Source organism: uncultured Sphingomonas sp., from assembly GCF_913776855.1.
In the GTDB taxonomy this organism is placed as follows: domain Bacteria; phylum Pseudomonadota; class Alphaproteobacteria; order Sphingomonadales; family Sphingomonadaceae; genus Sphingomonas.
The window spans coordinates 1-19528 of the sequence record NZ_CAJYQD010000026.1; the positions used below are offsets into that span (position 1 = coordinate 1).

The following is a 19528-nucleotide window of genomic DNA, read 5'->3' on the forward strand; positions in this document are numbered from 1 at the left end:
ATCGGCTTGCCGTTGGCTGGCGACAGGATGTTGTTGGTCGACATCATCAGCACGCGCGCTTCCAGCTGCGCCTCAAGGCTCAGCGGGACGTGCACGGCCATCTGGTCGCCGTCGAAGTCGGCGTTGAACGCCGAGCAGACCAGCGGGTGCAGCTGGATCGCCTTGCCCTCGATCAGCACCGGCTCGAACGCCTGGATGCCGAGGCGGTGGAGCGTCGGCGCGCGGTTCAGCAGCACCGGATGCTCGCGGATCACCTCGTCGAGGATGTCCCAGACTTCCTTGCGCTCCTTCTCGACCCACTTCTTCGCCTGCTTCAGCGTCATGCTGAGGCCCTTGGCGTCGAGGCGCGCGTAGATGAACGGCTTGAACAGCTCGAGCGCCATCTTCTTCGGCAGGCCGCACTGGTGCAGCTTCAGCTCCGGGCCGGTCACGATGACCGAACGGCCCGAATAGTCGACGCGCTTGCCGAGCAGGTTCTGACGGAAGCGGCCCTGCTTGCCCTTGAGCATGTCGGACAGCGACTTCAGCGGACGCTTGTTGGCACCGGTGATCGTACGGCCGCGACGGCCGTTGTCGAACAGCGCGTCGACCGCTTCCTGCAACATGCGCTTTTCGTTGCGGACGATGATGTCCGGCGCGCGCAGTTCCATCAGCCGCTTGAGGCGGTTGTTACGGTTGATGACGCGGCGATACAGGTCGTTCAGGTCCGACGTCGCGAAGCGGCCACCGTCCAGGGGAACGAGCGGACGCAGTTCGGGCGGAATGACCGGCACGACGTCGAGGATCATCCACTCCGGACGGTTGCCCGATTCGAGGAAGCTCTCGACGACCTTCAGCCGCTTGATGATCTTCTTGGGCTTCAGTTCCGACTTGGTGACGGCCAGCTCTTCGAGCAGGTCGCGCTTTTCGCCCTCGAGGTCGAGGTCGATCAGCATCTGCTTGACCGCTTCGGCACCGATCCCGGCCGAGAACGCGTCCTCGCCATACTGGTCCTGCGCGTCGAGCAGTTCGTCCTCGGTGAGGAGCTGATATTTTTCGAGGGCGGTCAGGCCCGGCTCGATCACGATGTAGCTCTCGAAATACAGCACGCGCTCGAGCTGCTTGAGCTGCATGTCGAGCAGCAGGCCGATGCGCGACGGCAGCGACTTCAGGAACCAGATGTGCGCGACCGGGGCTGCCAGTTCGATATGGCCCATCCGCTCACGGCGGACCTTCGACACGGTGACTTCGACACCGCACTTCTCGCAGACGATGCCCTTGTACTTCATGCGCTTGTACTTGCCGCACAGGCATTCGTAATCCTTGATCGGACCGAAGATGCGCGCGCAGAACAGGCCGTCACGTTCCGGCTTGAACGTGCGATAGTTGATCGTCTCGGGCTTCTTGATCTCGCCGAACGACCACGAGCGGATGCGCTCCGGCGAGGCGATGCCGATCTGGATCTGGTCGAAGGTCTCCGGCTTGGCCACCGGGTTCGCGAAATTGGTCAGTTCGTTCATGATCTTACCTCATAGCCCTCTCTCCTTCAGGGGAGAGGGTTGGGAGAGGGGAAGTGCGGAGAGGGTAGTGGGCTGGACTGCCCCTCTCCCCGACCCTCTCCCCACGCTGTGGGGAGAGGGAGTAGGAAGGCTTACTCCGCCGCCTCGGCCAGGCCGTCGTTCTCTTCGATGCTGCTCAACTCGATGTTGAGGCCGAGCGAACGCATTTCCTTGACCAGCACGTTGAAGCTTTCGGGGATGCCGGCCTCGAAGGTGTCGTCGCCCTTGACGATCGCTTCATAGACCTTGGTGCGGCCGACCACGTCGTCGGACTTCACCGTGAGCATTTCCTGGAGCGTGTAGGCAGCGCCATAGGCCTGGAGCGCCCACACTTCCATTTCCCCGAAGCGCTGGCCACCGAACTGCGCCTTGCCGCCCAGCGGCTGCTGGGTAACGAGCGAGTACGGCCCGATCGAACGCGCGTGGATCTTGTCGTCGACCAGGTGGTGCAGCTTCAGCATGTAGATGATGCCGACGGTGACCATCCGGTCGAACTGATCGCCGGTACGCCCGTCGAACAGCACCGACTGACCCGAGCTGTGCAAGCCCGCCAGCTGCAGCATGTCCGACACGTCGCTTTCGCGCGCGCCGTCGAACACCGGGGTCCCCATCGGAACGCCCGTGCTGATGTTCTGGACCAGCTCGGCCAGCTGCTCGTTCGATCGGGTGTCGAGGTCCTCGGCATAGTGATCGCCGTAGATCTCCTTCAGGCGATCCTTGACCGCCGCCGGCATTTCGCCGCCGACCGCATCCGGGTTCGCCTCGCGCCAGTCGCGCAGCGACCGTGCGACCTGCATCCCCAGGTTGCGCGCCGCCCAGCCAAGGTGCGTTTCGAAGATCTGACCGACGTTCATGCGCGACGGCACGCCCAGCGGGTTCAGCACCAGGTCGACCGGCGTACCGTCCTCGAGGAACGGCATGTCTTCCTGCGGCAGGATGCGCGAGATGACGCCCTTGTTGCCGTGACGGCCGGCCATCTTGTCGCCCGGCTGCAGCTTGCGCTTCACCGCGACGAACACCTTGACCATCTTCAGCACGCCCGGCGGCAGTTCGTCGCCTCGCTCCAGCTTCTCGCGGCGGTCGTGGAACTTGTCGGTGATGCGCTTCACCGCCTCGTCATACTGCGCCTTGATCGCTTCGAGGTTACCCTGCGCCGCATCGTCGGCGACGGCAAAGCGCCACCACTCGTGCTTTTCGACGCTGTCGAGCAGGTCGCGGTCGATGACCACGCCCTTCTTGACGCCCTTGGGCGCGGCCGTCGCGGTCTGCCCTTCGAGCATTTCGCGCAGGCGCGACCAGGTGGCACGGTTGAGAATGCCGCGCTCGTCGTCCGAGTCCTTCTTCAGGCGCTCGATCTCCTCGCGCTCGATCGCCATCGCGCGCTCGTCCTTGTCGATGCCGTGGCGGTTGAAGACGCGGACGTCGACGACCGTACCCGACACGCCCGGCGGCAGGCGGAGCGAGGTGTCACGCACGTCGCTGGCCTTTTCACCGAAGATCGCGCGGAGGAGCTTTTCCTCCGGCGTCATCGGCGATTCACCCTTGGGCGTGATCTTGCCGGCGAGGATGTCGCCCGGCTCGACCTCGGCACCGATATAGACGATGCCAGCCTCGTCGAGGTTGCGCAGCGCCTCTTCACCCACATTCGGGATGTCGCGGGTGATATCCTCCGGCCCCAGCTTGGTATCGCGGGCCATCACTTCGAACTCGTCGATATGGATCGACGTGAACACGTCGTCCTTCACGATCCGCTCGCTGATGAGGATCGAGTCCTCATAGTTATAGCCGTTCCACGGCATGAACGCGACGAGCGCGTTGCGGCCGAGCGCCAGCTCGCCGAACTCGGTCGACGGGCCATCGGCGATGACCTCGCCCGCTTTCACCACGTCGCCGACCTTCACCAGCGGACGCTGGTTGATGCAGGTCGACTGGTTCGAACGCTGGAACTTCATCAGCGTGTAGATGTCGACGCCGCTCTCGGTCGCGTCGACCTCACCGGTCGCGCGGATCACGATGCGCGCGGCATCGACCTGATCCACCACGCCGGCACGCTTGGCCGAGATCGCCGCACCCGAATCGCGCGCCACGGTCTCTTCCATGCCGGTGCCGACGAACGGCGCTTCCGCCTTCACCAGCGGCACCGCCTGCCGCTGCATGTTCGAACCCATCAGCGCGCGGTTGGCGTCGTCGTTTTCGAGGAACGGAATGAGCGAGGCCGCGACCGACACCAGCTGCTTGGGGCTGACGTCCATCAGCGTGACGTTTTCCGGCAGCGCCATCAGGAATTCGCCAGCCTGACGCGCCGATACCAGTTCCTCGGCGAAGCTGCCGTCCTCGTTCAGCGCCGCCGACGCCTGCGCGACAGTGTGCTTCTGCTCTTCCATCGCGGAGAGGTACACGACCTCGTCCGACACCTTGCCGTCGATGATGCGACGATAGGGGGTTTCGATGAAGCCGTACTTGTTGACTCGGCTGAAGGTAGCCAGCGAGTTGATCAGGCCGATGTTCGGGCCTTCCGGCGTTTCGATCGGGCAGATACGGCCATAGTGGGTCGGGTGGACGTCGCGGACTTCGAAGCCGGCGCGCTCACGCGTCAGACCGCCCGGCCCGAGCGCCGAGACGCGACGCTTGTGCGTCACTTCCGACAGCGGGTTGGTCTGGTCCATGAACTGCGACAGCTGCGACGAGCCGAAGAATTCGCGCACCGCGGCGACCGCCGGCTTCGCGTTGATCAGGTCGTTCGGCATGACCGTCGACACATCGACCGACGACATGCGCTCCTTGACCGCACGCTCCATGCGCAGCAGCCCGACGCGATACTGGTTCTCCAGCAGCTCGCCGACCGAACGGACACGACGGTTGCCGAGATTGTCGATGTCGTCGACTTCGCCCTTGCCGTCCTTCAGGTCGACCAGCGTCTTGACGACCGACAGGATGTCCTCGCTGCGCAGCGTGGTCACCGTATCCAGCGTGTCGAGGTCGAGGCGCATGTTGAGCTTCACGCGGCCCACGGCCGACAGGTCGTAGCGCTCCGGATCGAAGAAGAGCCCTGCGAACAGCGCTTCGGCGGTTTCCAGCGTCGGCGGTTCGCCGGGGCGCATGACGCGATAGATGTCCGACAGCGCCTGTTCGCGCTCCTCGGCCTTGTCGACGTTCAGCGTGTTGCGAATCCACGGCCCGGTCGAGACATGGTCGATGTCGAGCAGTTCGATGCGCTCGATGCCGGCCTGGTCGAGCAGTTCGAGATTCTCGGGCGAAACCTCGTCGCCGGCCTCGATATAGATCTGGCCGGTCTGTTCGTTGATCAGGTCATAGGCGCTGTAGCGGCCGTAGATCTCTTCCGTGGGGATCAGCAGGTCGGTCAGACCGTCCTTGCCCGCCTTGTTGGCGAGGCGTGGGGAAATCTTGGTGCCGGACGGGAACACGACTTCGCCGGTGTTCGCATCGACGATGTCGAACGACGGCTTCTGGCCGCGCCAGTTTTCCGGCGCATACGGAATGCGCCAGCCGCCTTCGCCACGGACGAAGGTCACGCGGTTGTAGAAGTGGTTGAGGATGTCCTCGCCGGTCATGCCCAGCGCATAGAGCAGCGACGTGACCGGCAGCTTGCGCTTGCGGTCGATGCGGACGTTGACAATGTCCTTGGCGTCGAACTCGAAATCGAGCCACGACCCGCGATACGGGATGACGCGGGCAGCAAAGAGATACTTGCCGCTGGCGTGGGTCTTGCCGCGGTCATGGTCGAACAGCACGCCGGGCGAACGGTGCATCTGCGACACGATCACGCGTTCGGTGCCGTTGATGAAGAAGGTGCCGTTCTCGGTCATGAGCGGCATGTCGCCCATGTACACGTCCTGCTCCTTGATATCGAGGACCGACCGGGCCTCGGTATCGGCGTCGACCTCGAATACGATCAGGCGCAGGGTAACGCGCATCGGCGCTGCATAGGTGATGCCGCGCTGACGGCATTCTTCCACGTCGAACTTGGGATCTTCCAGTTCGTAGGTGACGAAGTCCAGCTCGGCGGTGCCGGCGAAGTCGCGGATCGGGAACACCGAGCGCAGCGTCTTTTCGAGGCCCGAGACATAGCCGATCGACGGGTCCGACCGCAGGAACTGTTCATAGCTCTCGCGCTGAACCTCGATCAGGTTCGGCATCTGCACCACTTCGTGGATGTCGCCGAACACCTTGCGGATGCGGCGCTTGTGCGTGCCGGTTGCGGTTGCCTTAGTCGCCATGGGGTCGTGGGCCTCGCTTACAGTCAAATCTCGTGCCCGGTGGCCACCGGGCTGGCGTGCAAACAGGACGACGAAAGCCGCGTCACCCACATGGGGCCGCAGCTGTTCGAGCGTCCTGGAATGGCGACAGGCCTATTCATGCAATGCGCTGCGCGACGACGCATTCTTTCCCGGTCCTGAAGCAAGCAAGCCATATAGAAGCCGGGGCGGGGGCTGTCAACACGACGATCATGTCATCTCGACTGGGCGTGCAGATGGCTCGGTTCATCGTATATCATGCCGCGACAGGCTGACGCGGACGCAAAAACCCCGGTTGAGGGATGTCATGCAGTTTCAGCTTCCGCTCGCGGCCCTCGTCGCGATCCTCGCCGTGCCCGCCGCCGCGCAGCAGACGTCGCCCGGCGGGTCGATCCCGATCTACGACATCACGCCGCAGCCGGTGCCGACCCCGTCGCCGACGCCCAGCGCGACGCCGACCCCGCGCGTGACGCCGACGCCGCGGGCGACCCTCGCGGCTCCGCGTCCCGTCGCTACGCCGATTCCGCGGGCGACCGTCGTGCCGACAGCTCCGCGCCCGACGCCCACACCGACATCGACCCCACGTGTCGAGCCGGTACCGGCAGCCGAGCCGACCTATGTCGGGCCTCCGGTCCTTCCCCTGCCGACGCCGGAACCGACGCCCGCACCGGCGCCGGTCGCCACCGCGACTCCAGTAGCGGTGGCACCGGCACCTGCCGATGACTCGCTGCCGTGGTGGGTGTGGTTTATAGGCGGGATGGCCGTGGCGAGTGGTGTCGCCTTCGCCCTGGCCCGTCGGCGTACGGCCGATGTCCGGTACGAGCCGGCCCCGATGCTTGCCCCAGAGCCGGTGCCTCCGGTCGTTCCCCCGGTCGCCGCGCCGAAGCCTGCCCCCGTGCCGGCCCCGGCACGTCCGCCGGTCGCTCCGGTTGCGCCGCCGCCGGCACCGGTCGCACCGACTGCCGGACCGTTCCTTGAATTCCAGCTCGCTCCCTTGCGGGTCGGGCTGGAGGGCGATCGCGCGCTGCTCGATTTCGACCTGACCGTCGGCAACCCGGCCTCGATGCCGGTCGCGGAGGTCCGGATCGCTACGTTGCTGATCACCGCCAATGCCCGGCAGGACGAACAGATCGCGGCGTTCTTCGAGAATGCCGACAAGCGCGGTCTCGATCCGTTCCCTCTGGCAGCCGGGGAGCGTCGTAACCTGGAGGCAACGATGGCACTGCCCCGCGAGGCGGTGAATTTCGTGAACGCCAGCGACCGGGCCTTTTTCGTACCGATGATCGCGATCGATGCACGCTATCGCTGGGAAGACGGGCGCGAGTCGCGCACCACCGCCGCGTTCATGGTCGGCCCGGCTGCACCGCAGGGCAAGCTGGCCCCGATCTTCGCCGATCGCGGCGATCGCATGGTCGACCGGCTGGAGGTGCGCCTCCATGGTCAGGTGCGGCGGACCTGATCGCTGCATCTGCTTGTCGATAATCGATAAACCGGATAGTATTGGTGCAACGGAGAGGGGGCGGCATGGTACGGCGTGACCGGATATTGCGATTCACCGTCGTGGTGCTGCGCGTCCTGCTGGTCCTCAATATCGCCTTTGCCGCTGCGTTCCTGCTGGGATCGCTCGCCAGCGTTCCGTTCCACGACCTGCTGGCCGGGCGAATCTTGACGAAATATCCGGCGGTCGATGCCGAACGGGTCGTGGCCGGTATTCGCGCGCTGCTGCTGCTCGGCGTTGCGGCGTCGGTTCCCGCGCACATCATCTTTTCGCGGCTGGTCGCGATCATCCGAACGGTGCTGGCGGGGGAGACCTTTGCTTCGCCCAACGCGCGACGGGTACGGGCGATCGGTTGGGCGCTGCTCGCGATCCAGTTGCTCGACGTGCCGCTGCTGCTGATCGTCCCGAATTTTGCCGGGATGGGCATTCGCATCGACGGGTCGTCGATCTCGATCGGTGGCTGGTTGTCCGTGCTGGTCGCGTTCATCCTCGCGCGGGTGTTCGCAGAGGGTGCGGCGCTGCGCGAAGACCTGGAGGGGACGGTCTGATGGCGGTGCTGGTCCGCCTCGACGAAGTATTGCAGGCGCGGCGCATGACGCTGACCGAACTGGCGCAGGCGGTCGACATTACGCTCGCCAACCTGTCGATCCTGAAGACCGGCAAGGCGCGGGCGATCCGCTTCACAACGCTAGACGCGATCTGCCGCGTGCTGGAATGCCAGCCGGGGGACATTCTGGTCCATGCGGCGGGCGACCAGGACGAAGGCGGCGACTGACCGTCGATACCCGTTTGGAGCCAGGAATTACTGCGGTTCCGGGGCGACGCCATGACCTTAATCGGCAGGGGCGCGTTGTTTGCCGCCAGGAGCAACGCGAGCAACGGGATTGGTATAAAGGGTAGGGTGGCCGCACTGCGTGTCGGGGGCGGAAGGCGTCCGATCGGCAAGCCCTTCTCTAGCAGGCACAAAAAAGGGGGCAGTCCGGTGTGGACTGCCCCCTTTTTCTGGTCGAGCCGGGATGGAAGTGAATTCCATCCCGTCGGTCGGGCCTTGCGGCCCGCCGGCCTTGTGGGAGTGCGGGGCAGCAGTGCTGCTCCGCCTCTCCCACTGCGGCTTACTTGACTTCGACGGTCGCGCCGGCGCCTTCGAGCTGCGCCTTGATCTTGGCGGCTTCGTCCTTGTTGACGCCTTCCTTGACGGCCTTCGGCGCGCCTTCGACCAGCGCCTTGGCTTCGGTCAGGCCCAGGCCGGTGATGGCGCGGACTTCCTTGATGACGTTGATCTTCTTGCCACCGTCGCCGGTGAGGATCACGTCGAACTCGGTCTGCTCTTCGGCAGCCGGGGCAGCGGCGCCACCGCCAGCGGCCGGAGCGGCGGCAACGGCAGCAGCGGCCGAAACGCCCCACTTTTCTTCGAGCAGCTTCGACAGTTCAGCCGCTTCGAGGACGGTCAGCGCGCTCAGCTGTTCGACGATCGCGTTCAGGTCAGCCATGATATTCTCCGTAAATCAGATAGGGTTGTGTCAGTGGGAAGCGCCAGATCAGGCTGCTTCCTTCTCCGCATATGCCGACAGCACGCGCGCGACCTGGGCCGCGGGTGCCTGCGTGATGGTCGCCAGCTTCGTTGCCGGGGCAACGATGAGGCCGACCAGCTTGGCGCGCAGTTCGTCGAGCGAGGGCAGCGAGGCCAAGGCCTTCACGCCGTTCGCGTCGAGGATCTGGCCGCCCATCGCGCCGCCGACGATCTCGAGCTTGTCGTTCGTCTTGGCGAAGTCGTTGATGACCCGCGCCGCAGCGACGGGATCGGTCGACGTCGCCAGCGCCGTCGGGCCGGTCAGCAGGTCCGACAACACCGCGTACGGCGTGCCTTCGGCTGCGATCCGGGCAAGACGGTTCTTTGAGACCTTGTAGCTCGCGCCGGCGTCACGCATCTTGTTGCGCAGGGCCGTCGACTGGGCGACGGTCATGCCGAGGTTGCGGGTGACGACCACCACGCCGACCTCGTTGAAGGTGCGGTTCAGCTCGGCGACGGCTTCACTCTTCTGAGTGCGATCCATGCCGTTCTCCTTTACTGGGGCGTATCCCGGCAGAACCGGAAACGCCCGCGAACAATCCGCCCGTCGCGTGAGTGCGACGACCGGGGCGAAAGTCCGTGAGGGGCATGGTCGCCATGCGGAGCCTCGCGGGTGCGAGGACAACCTTCATGGCCGGCCCGGCGTGCCTCGGCACGCACAGGCGGAATACACATTCCCCGTCTCGGCAGGACATTAAGCGGGGAACCCGCACCTGCTGTCTCGGACGGACGTCGCACGACGGACGAATCCCCCTGCGACGGCTGAGCGGGCGCTTACGCGCGGGGCGTTTCCAAGTCAAGCGCGCGAACCGGCTTGACCTCGCCGCGCCACGCTTCATTAGTCAGATAAATCTGGAGGGGCCATGCCGCGTACGACGTTGGAAATCTGTATCGACAGCGTTGCCGGCTGCGACGCGGCGATTGCGGGGGGCGCGGACCGGATCGAATTGTGCGGCGCGCTGTCGGTCGGCGGGCTGACCCCTTCGGCGGGGTTGGTAGCGGAAGTGGTCGGGCGGGCGCGGGCGGCCGGCGTGCGCGTTCATGCCATGGTCCGGCCGCGCGCGGGTGATTTCGCCTATGACGCATCCGAGCTGGACGCCGCCATCGCCGATGCGCGGGCGCTGATCGCAGCGGGGGTCGATGGCCTCGTCTTCGGTGCGGTGCGGGATGGAGCGATCGACGGGCCGGCAACGACGCAGTGGATGGCGGCGGTGCGGGGCCTGCGCGGCGATATCGACCTGACGCTGCACCGCGCGGTCGACCTGCTGGTGGATCCGGTGGCGGCGGTCGAGCCGGCAGTGTCGCTGGGTTTCGATCGCATCCTGACCTCCGGCGGGGCGACCCGCGCCGTCGACGGCGCCGGCGTGATCCGGGCGATGCATGAACGGGCGGCGGGGCGGATCGTGGTGATGCCGGGATCGGGCGTGCGGCCCGATAACGTCGCGGCGTTGCTGGCGCAGACCGGGGCGAGGGAGGTCCATGCCTCGGCAAGTGTGGCCGTGGTGCAGGATGACCCGCGCGTGATCGCGCTGGGCTTTGCCGGACCGGGCCTGGCACGGACCGACCGGACGACCGTGCGCGCGTTGCGCGACGCGATCGACGCCTGAAGGGGGAGGAAGACATGAATTTGATGCCGATCGATCGCCGGACACTCCTTGCCGGTACCGCCGGGACGCTGACGGCCCGCGCGCTCCCCCTGCCGGCCCAGGCCGCGCGGACCGAACAGAGCGGGCTGCTCCACGGCCTGTCGCCGCGCGCCGGCCTGCCCGAGCGGCTGCCGCTGGAGGACCCGTCGCGCATCCTGTTGTCGCACGGCTGGCTGTTTCACGAGGGCGACATCGTGCCGCCCGCGCCGCAGACGCATGACGAAACCTATACCAATGCCAAGGCCGGCAATGCGCGCGGCGCGGCGGCGATGGACTATGACGACAGCGACTGGGCGGAGGTCAGCGTGCCGCACGACTGGGCATCGGCACAGGGGTTCGTCGAGACGGCGAATGTCGCGCAGGGCTATCGTCCGCGCGGGATCGGCTGGTATCGCCGGACGCTGCGGCTCGCGCCCGAGGACCGGGGACGGAAGCTCGAACTCCATTTCGGCGCGATCGCGACCGCCGCGACGATCTGGATCAACGGCAGCGTCGTCGCGCGCAACTTCTCCGGCTACAACGCGATCACCATCGACCTGACCCCGTTCGCGCGGTTCGGCGACGAACTGAACGTCATCGCGATCCGGGTCGACGCCGATGCGATGGAGGGATGGTGGTATGAAGGCGCCGGGTTGTACCGCCATGTCTGGCTGGCGAAGCGCTCGCCGGTGTCGATCGCGACCGACGGCGTGCATTGCGATCCCCGCCTTGGCAGCGACGGGCGGTGGCAGGTGCCGGTGACGGTCGCACTGGAGAGTATTGCGCGGACGGTGGCGCGCGCGACCGTGATGGTCGACTTGCTCGACCCCGCCGGCAAGGTCGTCGGCAGCGCGCGCGGGCAGGCGGAACTGACGCCGCTGGGTGAGGCGCAGGTCGCGCTGTCGCTGCCGGTCGCGGAGCCGCAGCGCTGGTCGATCGAGACGCCGACGCTCTACACGGTGCGCGTCACCACCGATGCGCCGGGCAGGGGCGACGAACGCCGCATCGCCATCGGGTTCCGTATGATCCGCTTCGATGCGCATGCGGGCTTCCTGCTGAATGAGCAACCGGTGAAGCTGAAGGGCGTGTGCCTGCATCAGGACCATGCCGGGGTCGGGGTGGCGGTGCCCGATGCGCTGCTGGCGTGGCGGTTGCAGCGGATGAAGGACACCGGCGTCAACGCGATCCGCTGTTCGCACAATGCGCAGGCCGACGCCTTCTATCAGCTGTGTGACAGGATGGGATTTGTCGTCATGAACGAAAATCGCATCTTCAATCCGGCGCCGGAGAATATGGCGCAGCTGGAATGGCTTGTCCGGGCGCATCGCAACCATCCCAGCATCATCCTGTGGTCGGTGTTCAACGAGGAACCGATGCAGGGCACCGAAGCAGGGGTCGAGATGGTGCGGCGGATGGCCGCCCATGTCCATGCGCTGGACGACAGTCGCCCGGTCACCGCCGCGATGAACGGCAGCTTCTACGATCCGCAGAACGTGTCGAGCGTCGTCGATGTGATGGGGTTCAATTACTATCAGGGCGATTACGACAAGTTCCACGCGCTGAACCCCGCCAAGCCCAGTACGTCGTCGGAGGATACCAGCGCGTTCATGACGCGCGGCGCCTATGCCACCGACAAGGCCGCGCATGTCATGTCGTCGATGGATACCGAGGCGGCGCCGTGGGGCGCGACGCACCGGGACGCCTGGGCCGAGATCGCCAAGCGCCGCTTCATCGCCGGCGGGTTCGTGTGGACCGGCTTCGACTATCATGGCGAGCCGACGCCGTTCACCTGGCCGACCATCGCCAGCTTCTTCGGCATCCTCGACCTGTGCGGGTTCCCCAAGACGGCGTACGATATCCACCGCGCGCACTGGATCGACGATCGGGCGGTGGTGGGCATCGCGCCGCACTGGACCTGGCCCGGTAAGGAGGGGCAGCCGGTCGAGTTGCTCGTCACCAGCAATGCCGAACGTGTCCGGGTCGTACTGAACGGACGGATGATCGGTGAACAGGCGGTCGACCGGATCATGGGCAATGCCTTCACCGTACCCTATGCGCCGGGCAGGTTGGAGGCGGTGGCGCTGAAGGGCGGGCGTGAGGTCGCGCGCGCGGTCCATGAAACGGCCGGACCGGCGGTCGCGCTGCGGCTGACCCCGGCGCGGACCGCCATGCTGGGCGATGGCGAGGACGTGGTGCCGGTCACGATCGATGCGGTTGATGCGAAGGGGCGGCATGTTCCGACCGCGAACCGGATGACCCGCTTTACGGTGGACGGCGCGACGCTGATCGGGGTCGGCAATGGCGATCCCAACAGTCATGAGAGCGAGAAGGCGCCGATGCGCTCGCTGTTCAACGGCCTCGCGCAGATGATCGTGCAGGCGGACGAGGGGCGCGGCAAGGTGACGATCGTCGCGACTGCGGATGGCCTGCGGCCCGCGCGGCTGGTGATCGACCGGGTGGCGGCAACGCCGCGCCCGCAAGTGGAGGTGACGCCGCCGGGAGCCTTCATCCTCGGCTGGCGGCGGTCGACATCGTTCGCGACCGCGCCCGATCCCGGCCTGACCCCGCCGGTCAACGACAATAACAGTTGGGACTTTACCCGCAGCGGCACGCCGGCTGCACCAGAAGCCGGGCCGTCGTTCCGCCTGTACCGCGCCGCGCTTCCGGTGCGGCGGCGGGTGGTGGCGGAAGGGGGCACGCTCAGCTTCGCGCAGGTCGAGGGGCGGGCGAGCGTCTTTGTCGACGGACGGCAGGTCGGGGCAAAGACCGATCCCGCCGCCGGACCGCTGGTGGTGCCGGTTCCCGCCGGTGCGAAGGGCGTGGCGGTGATAGTCGAGGCGGCGCCGGGCGCGCGGTCGGGGATTACCGGGGCGGTGCGATTGGCGCCGAAGGGGTAAGGGGACGCCATCCCCTTACCCCATCGCCGTTCGGTTCGAGGCTGTCGAGAAGCGTCCGTCGAGAACGCCCCGTTTGGGGCAGTGCCTTCTCGACTTCGGTTCTCGACAAGCTCGAACCTGCGCTCGAAGCAAACGGAAGGGGGAAGGGGGAAGGGGGAAGGTGGAAGGGGGAAGGGGGAAGGGGGAAGGTGGAAGGGGGAAGGGGGAAGGGGGAAGGGGGAAGGGCGGTGGCTATCTCACCGAAACGCCCCGATCTCCGCGACGGCGATCACCGGGGCCGGCACCGCCGGTTGCGGGAAGGCGAAGCGCAGATAGCGCACCGACCGCGCAGCGGTGAAGGGCAGGCGCTGGGTCGCGCGGGCATAGTTGATGTTGGGGAACTCGCCTTCGCCGCCCGGCGTCCACGTCTTGCCGTCGACACTGATTTCCACGCGATATTTCATCGGCGGCGCGGCGTTCGGGTCGACATGGCGGGTCGGGGTCAGCGTGAAGCCGGCGACCTCTTCCGCACGACCCATGTCGATGGTCAGCGATGCCGGGGCGGGGCTGGTCCACGCCGTGCGCGGGGAAGCGTCGAACAACGCTTCGCCGCCGGGGGCGCTGGCGGCGATCACCGTCCAGCCCGCACGGTCGACGATGCTGGAGTCGGTGACCTTCAGCGGCGGCAGGTCGACCGGTGCGACCGAGCGGAACAGCGCGAATTCGCGGATCGCCGGACCGGCTTCGGCGGCGATGGTGCGAAAGCGGACGCGGCGCGGGCTGATCGGCGCGGCGAGGCGGACGAGGCGCTGTGGCCCGACCATGTCCTTTTCGGTGACCGTCGTCCATTGATCGCCACCGTCCGACACGTCGATCGCGAAACGGGTGACGCGGAGACCGAGCGGCAGCCATTCCTGCAACCGCACCGTGTCGAAGTTGCGGCCCGGCGGCAGGTCGAGGGTGATCGTCGCGTCCGTCGCCGCCGCCGGGGCGAGCCAGAAGGTGTCGGGATTGCCGTCGTTGACGTTGCGCGCGGTGCCGCCGGCATCGGCGCTGGCGGTCACCACCGCACCCGCCGCCAGGTCGGTGGCGAAGCTGGCGCGGAGCGCATCGCCGAACGCGGTCAGCGTGGCGACGTCGCGGTCGTGGATGCGACCGCGACGGTCAGGCGGCAGGTTGAGGTGGAAGGTCGTGCCATGGCCGACCGACTGGTCGTACATCTCCATGATCTTGCTAGGGCTTTTGACCTGCGCATCCTCGTCGGCATGGTAGAACCAGCCGGGCCGGATCGAGACGTTGGTCTCCGCTGGCCACCAGAGCGGCGCACCGCGCACGCCGGTATTGCCCTCGGTCTGGTCATAGGGGTGGTTCGGCATGGTCGGCCAGCACGGGTCTGCGGCATGGCCGTCCTCGTTCCCGACCCAGCGGATGTCCGCGCCCAGCGGATCGAAGGTGCAGGCATCAGGCTGCAACTGATGGACCAGCGCGATGATCGAGGGCCAGTTGTAATAGGCCGGAGCATCGATCTTTCGGGTTTCGCGCGCGCCGCCATAATAGCCGTCGCCGCCGTTCGCGCCGTCGAACCACACTTCGAACAGCTTGCCATAGCGCGTGCAGAGTTCGGTCAGCTGCGCGCGGTAATAGGTGATGTAGCTGGGGGTGCCGTAATCGGCGCGGTTGCGGTCCCATGGCGACAGGTACACGCCGAAGTTGATCCCGCCGCGCCGGCACGCCGCCTCCAGCTCGCCGACGATATCGCCCTTGCCGCCCTTGTACGGCGAATTGCGGATGCAATGTTCGGTCAGCATCGTCGGCCACAGGCAGAAACCGTCATGGTGCTTGGCGGTCAGGATCAGGCCGGTGAGGCCGCCGGCCTTGGCCGCCGCAACGATCTGATCCGGATCGAAATCGGTCGGGTTGAACAGCTTGGGGTCCTCGTCGCCATAACCCCATTCCTTGTCGGTGAAGGTGTTGATCGAAAAATGGATGAAGCCGTACTGGCGATGGTCGTGCCATTTCAGCTGGCGTGGCGAGGGCGTGGCGCCCCATGGCGCGGGCAGCGCGGTCGGTACCGGTGTGATCGCGGCGCGCGGCGTGCAGGCGGCGGCGCCGGCGATGAGGCTGTTGCCCATCAGGCTGCGGCGGGAAAGGGTCATTGCGATACTCCGGCGTCGTTTGCTGCGGGGAATAGGGGTTCGGGGATCAGCCAGGCCTGCGCGATCTGATGACCACGCCCGCCGCCGCCGATTCCGGGCAGGCGATGCCATTCGAGGGTGAGCGTGCCGGTGGCGGTAAGGCTTTGCGGGATGGCGGTTTCCACCGTCTCGCGGTCGCCCTGGCGCGGACGGGGCCCGTGCAGTTCGACACCGTTGCCGGTCAGCCGCATCGGCAGGGCGTAATCCTCGCCCGACCAGCGCGCGATCAGCCGGTAGCGGCGGTTCCGCTCCAAGCCGGTATAGCGCAGTCGCACCGGGGTTTCGTACAGCCCCTCGGCATAGCTCAGGTCCGCCATGCGCCAGCCCTGATCGGGGTAGTGATCGGCAACGCCATCGATCGCGCTTTCCATCGATTGCGGATCGGCGTCGAAGCCTGCCCCCCGCATCAGATGCGGTTCGGCGGTCGGGTCGCCCAGATCGTCGTACAGCGCCATGTCGCGCGTACGCCACGGATCGCCGATCTCCGCCAGCCGGGCAGCGGCGTCGGGATGGGGCAGGGCATCGGCGATGTCGGTTTCGACGGCGGTACGGTCGTTCAGCTGGATGGCGGCACGGTCGAGGTTCGCGCCGCGTTCCCAATTCGATGCGCCATGACGCGGGACCGACAATTGCATCCGTGCGCGCGTCCATAGCCGGTCGGCGATGGTGGTCAGGTCGGTGCGCAGCGGCACGACGATCGCCGGTTCGGGGCGAGCATAGGCGAAGCGCGCGGCGACGGCGGCGGCCTCCGCACCGATCGCCGGGGCCTGGCGCAGGGTATAAAGCGCCTCGGCCTGCGCGGCCTTCGCCGCGATCAGGCGGTGGCGGACCAGCGCGTCATAGGTCGCGCGGTAGCGATAGAGATCGATGCGCCAGTCGGCCCAGCGCGCCGGGCGGATGCCTGCCAACAGCGCCAGCGTCGCATCGATCCCGGTATTGGCCGACGGATCGCCGCGCCAGTTGCCCTCCAGCGCGGCCGGCACGGCGGCGAAGGCCGGGTCGCCGACGAACATCCGGGCATAGTCGTCGGCAACCTCCGCCGCGGTCGTTGCCAAGTTCCAGCCGAGGCGGAACCACTGGGTCACGTTCCAGTCGTCGTTGACCCCCTCACTATAGGTCACGAAGCCGCGCGTCTGCGGGGCGAGGTATGCGAAGATGCGCCGGGTCGCGGCGGGGCGCGGGTTCACCGGCTCACGGCCTTCGGTAAGGGCAAAGGCCGGGTGCCAGTCGGGGATCGGGAACTGCGCGTGCATCGTGTGCGCGGTGTCGGGGTAGGTCTCGATCGGGTACCGGCCAGCGATGCGGCGGCGATGCTCTGCGATGCTGTCGCGGGTCTGCGGGCCGACGAAGACGGCGGTCAGCCAGCGCGGGTTCTTTGCCAGCTGCGCGTGGAAGGCGTCGAGGCCGGCGGCGTCGAACCCCTGCGTCGACAACAGGACCTCGGCTTTGGGAAAACGCCGGCGCAGCGCGGCTGCGACGCGGCCGGCGACCGGGAACAGCCGGTCCGGCGCGGTATGGCCCGGATCGCCGCCGGGAATGTAGAGCGCGTCGAGCGCGGGCAGCTTCGCGGCCAGCGTGGTGAAGTCGGCAACTTCGGCATCGGCGCTGCCCGGCTTTTCGTAATCGCGCAGCAACGGGTAGAAGAGCGCGACGTCGATCCCCAGCCGATGCGTCGCCTGCGCGACCGCGATCAGCGTCTCGGTCGCGGGCAGGGGCGACAGGGGCGAGGTGGCGGCATCGTCCGACACGGGGGCTACGAACTGGATGCGGTTGCCGCCCAGCAGTGCGAAATCCTCGATCCGCCGGGTGAGCATGGGGATGGTCCACGCATCATAGCTGTTGTTCTTGGCGCGGTAGCCGATTTGGGTGCCGCGTACGGCCATGGCCGGCGCTTCGGCGATATGGGCGGGGGCGGTGAGGGTCAGGTTGTCGAGGTGGCGCAGCAGATAGCCGGCGGCGAACAGGCGCGCGCGGGTGGTGGCGGCGCGGATGGTGATGGTGCCGGGCGTGGTGTCGATCGCGAAGGCTTCGGGGGGGAGCTTTGCCGGCAAAAAGCGGATGGTGACTTCCGCGCATACTCCGTATCCCCGCGCAGGCGGGGATCCAGGGTGAGACTCACAGCCGTTGATTCTGTTTGGCTCTGGACCCCCGCCTGCGCGGGGGTACGGCTGGGGTTTGGACGACGGGCGCGGACACACCGTCCCGCGCTCCGCCAGCCGTTCGCGCAGGACCTGCGCCGCCGGGTCGGTCCCGACGACACAGGCCGCGTTCAGCGGCACCATTACCGGCGCGGCGGTGGCGAGGAGCGTGGCGAGGATCACCTGACGCCCGGCCGATCCTTGCGATCGCGGCCGAACGCCTTGTTCGGGGTCGCCGACATTTCGAACACCAGCCGCCCGCCCTTCACCAGATCGGCGTGCGCGATCCAGCTCTTTGTCCACGGACGCCCGTTCCAGGTGACGCTGCGGACATAGGGGCGGTCGGGGGCATTGCCGCGTGCCTCGACCACCAGCTTGCGCCCGTTGCCGACCTGCACCGTCGCCCGGTCGAACAACGGGCTGCCCAGCACATAGGTCGCGCTGACCGGATCGACCGGATAGAAGCCGAGAGCGGAGAGCAGGTACCATGCGCTCATCTGCCCGCAATCGTCATTGCCGATGATGCCGTCGGGACGGGCGTGATACATTTCGGTCAGCAGCCGGCGGACCATCGCCTGCGTCTTATAGGGCGCGCCGCAATAAGCGTAGAGATAGGCGACGTGGTGGCTGGGTTCGTTGCCGTGCGCATATTGCCCGACCAGCCCGGAAATGTCGGGCGGTGCGTCGGCGGGCAGTTCGGACGAGGCGGTGAACAGGCCGTCCAGCTTCGCCTCGAATGCGGTATCGCCGCCCATCGCCGCGATCAGGCCATGGACGTCGTGCTGGTTGAGGAACGTCGCCTGCCAGCTATTGCTCTCGGTATAGTCGCGCCACTTCTTGGAATGGCCGATGCCGTTCGGCGCGAAGGGTTCGGCCCAGCTGCCGTCGGCCAGCCGTGCGCGGGCGAAGTTCAGCCTGGTATCGAATACGTTGCGCCAGTTGCCCGACCGTTTGCGCAACCGCGCGGCGCCTGCGGCATCCCCCGCCGCATCGGCGATGAACGCGCCGGCATAATCGTCGTACGCAAACTCCAGCGTCTTCGACACGCTTTCGAAGATGCGGTCGGCCGGCGCATAGCCCAGTTCGTCATAGGCCTGCACGCCGATGCTGTTGTCGAGGTTCGGCGTGGTCCAGTCGAACGAGCGCTTCTTCACGCCCCCCCAGGCGGCGGCATAGTCGGCGGCGATGCCCTTCGCCCGTGCCTCCGCCATCACCGGCACCGCGTGCCAGCCGATCATGCAGCCGGTCTCGACGCCCTGCAGCGGCCAGACGGGGGGCCCGAACGGGCTTTGCTGCGTCTGGCGGATCAGGTCGCGGGTGAATTGTTGCGAACGCGCCGGCCGGATCAGCGTCTGCAAAGGGTGGAAGGCGCGATAGGTGTCCCACAGCGAATAGGCGCTGTACGCCGCCTCACCGCGCGGGACGGTATGCGTCTGGCGGTCGAGGCCGACATAGCGGCCGTCGACGTCGGAGAAGAGCGTCGGGCCGATCGAGGCGTGGTAGAGCGCGGAGGCTGCGACGGTGCGCTGTTGCGGGGTACCGCCGTCGAAGCGGATCAAAGCCAGTTCGCGCGCCCATGCGGCGCGGGCCGACCGGGCGTAACGGTCGAAGTCCCAATGCTTCGCCTCGGCAGCCAGATTGGCCTTGGCGCCGTTCAGGTCTACTGCCGAGATGCCGGTGCGGATTACGATCGGCGCGGCGCCGGCGTCGTCGTAATGCAGGACGGCCTTGACCCGCTTGGCCGCAACGCCCTTCGCGCCCGCCGGAACATCGCCGTCGCCGAAGAACTCGACCCGGTCGGGCTTGCGCGACAGCTGCATCGCAAAGAAGAT

11 protein-coding genes and 1 pseudogene are annotated in these 19528 nt (G+C 67.0%); 5 read left to right on the top strand and 7 right to left on the bottom strand.

Features of this window, described 5'->3' with window-relative positions; genetic code table 11:
- Both QZ755_RS06805 and rpoB read right to left on the bottom strand, forming a co-directional pair.
- Nucleotides 1-1499 (bottom strand): annotated as a pseudogene (locus tag QZ755_RS06805) (DNA-directed RNA polymerase subunit beta'); the annotation flags it as partial.
- Nucleotides 1500-1630: 131 nt separating this feature from the next.
- Complete coding sequence (gene rpoB, locus QZ755_RS06810; protein ID WP_294321101.1) at nt 1631-5776, bottom strand: DNA-directed RNA polymerase subunit beta; 4146 nt, start codon at nt 5774-5776, stop codon at nt 1631-1633.
- A 325-nt stretch (nt 5777-6101) separates the two neighbouring features.
- On the opposite strand from rpoB, the gene QZ755_RS06815 reads away from it, so the two are divergent.
- From QZ755_RS06815 to QZ755_RS06825, 3 genes are all read left to right on the top strand, one after another.
- On the top strand, nt 6102-7253 hold the full coding sequence (locus tag QZ755_RS06815) for a hypothetical protein (RefSeq protein WP_294321105.1): 1152 nt from the start codon (nt 6102-6104) through the stop codon (nt 7251-7253).
- 65 nt (nt 7254-7318) lie between these two features.
- Nucleotides 7319-7840, top strand: a complete 522-nt coding sequence (locus QZ755_RS06820) for a DUF2975 domain-containing protein (RefSeq protein WP_294321108.1) — start codon at nt 7319-7321, stop codon at nt 7838-7840.
- Nucleotides 7840-8067 (top strand): helix-turn-helix transcriptional regulator, encoded by a 228-nt coding sequence (locus QZ755_RS06825; RefSeq protein ID WP_294321111.1) that lies wholly within the window; start codon nt 7840-7842, stop codon nt 8065-8067. The genes QZ755_RS06820 and QZ755_RS06825 overlap by 1 nt, the downstream gene beginning before the upstream one ends.
- Before the next feature lie 337 nt (nt 8068-8404).
- Here the strand turns inward: QZ755_RS06825 and rplL are convergent, their stop codons facing one another.
- Nucleotides 8405-8782 carry a 50S ribosomal protein L7/L12 gene (gene rplL, locus QZ755_RS06830; protein WP_055758810.1) on the bottom strand — a complete coding sequence of 126 codons (378 nt, stop codon included), beginning with the start codon at nt 8780-8782 and terminating at the stop codon, nt 8405-8407.
- A gap of 48 nt (nt 8783-8830) precedes the next feature.
- Nucleotides 8831-9346: a 50S ribosomal protein L10 gene (gene rplJ / locus QZ755_RS06835; RefSeq protein WP_294321118.1), complete on the bottom strand. Its 516-nt coding sequence runs from the start codon at nt 9344-9346 to the stop codon at nt 8831-8833.
- 379 nt (nt 9347-9725) lie between these two features.
- Between rplJ and QZ755_RS06840 the strand changes: the two genes are divergently transcribed.
- Nucleotides 9726-10469 (top strand): copper homeostasis protein CutC, encoded by a 744-nt coding sequence (locus QZ755_RS06840; RefSeq protein WP_294321119.1) that lies wholly within the window; start codon nt 9726-9728, stop codon nt 10467-10469.
- Nucleotides 10470-10483: 14 nt separating this feature from the next.
- Nucleotides 10484-13384: a beta-galactosidase GalA gene (galA, locus tag QZ755_RS06845; protein ID WP_366509164.1), complete on the top strand. Its 2901-nt coding sequence runs from the start codon at nt 10484-10486 to the stop codon at nt 13382-13384.
- A gap of 236 nt (nt 13385-13620) precedes the next feature.
- On the opposite strand, the gene QZ755_RS06850 is transcribed toward galA, so the two are convergent.
- The 3 genes from QZ755_RS06850 to QZ755_RS06860 all read right to left on the bottom strand — a co-directional run.
- Nucleotides 13621-15519, bottom strand: a complete 1899-nt coding sequence (locus tag QZ755_RS06850; protein WP_294321121.1) for an alpha-L-fucosidase — start codon at nt 15517-15519, stop codon at nt 13621-13623.
- Nucleotides 15516-17609 carry a hypothetical protein gene (locus QZ755_RS06855; RefSeq protein ID WP_294321123.1) on the bottom strand — a complete coding sequence of 698 codons (2094 nt, stop codon included), beginning with the start codon at nt 17607-17609 and terminating at the stop codon, nt 15516-15518. Before QZ755_RS06855 ends, QZ755_RS06850 begins: the two co-directional genes overlap by 4 nt.
- A gap of 266 nt (nt 17610-17875) precedes the next feature.
- Nucleotides 17876-19528 (bottom strand): glycoside hydrolase family 92 protein (locus QZ755_RS06860; RefSeq protein WP_294321126.1); only part of this gene is annotated, 1653 nt, incomplete at its 5' end.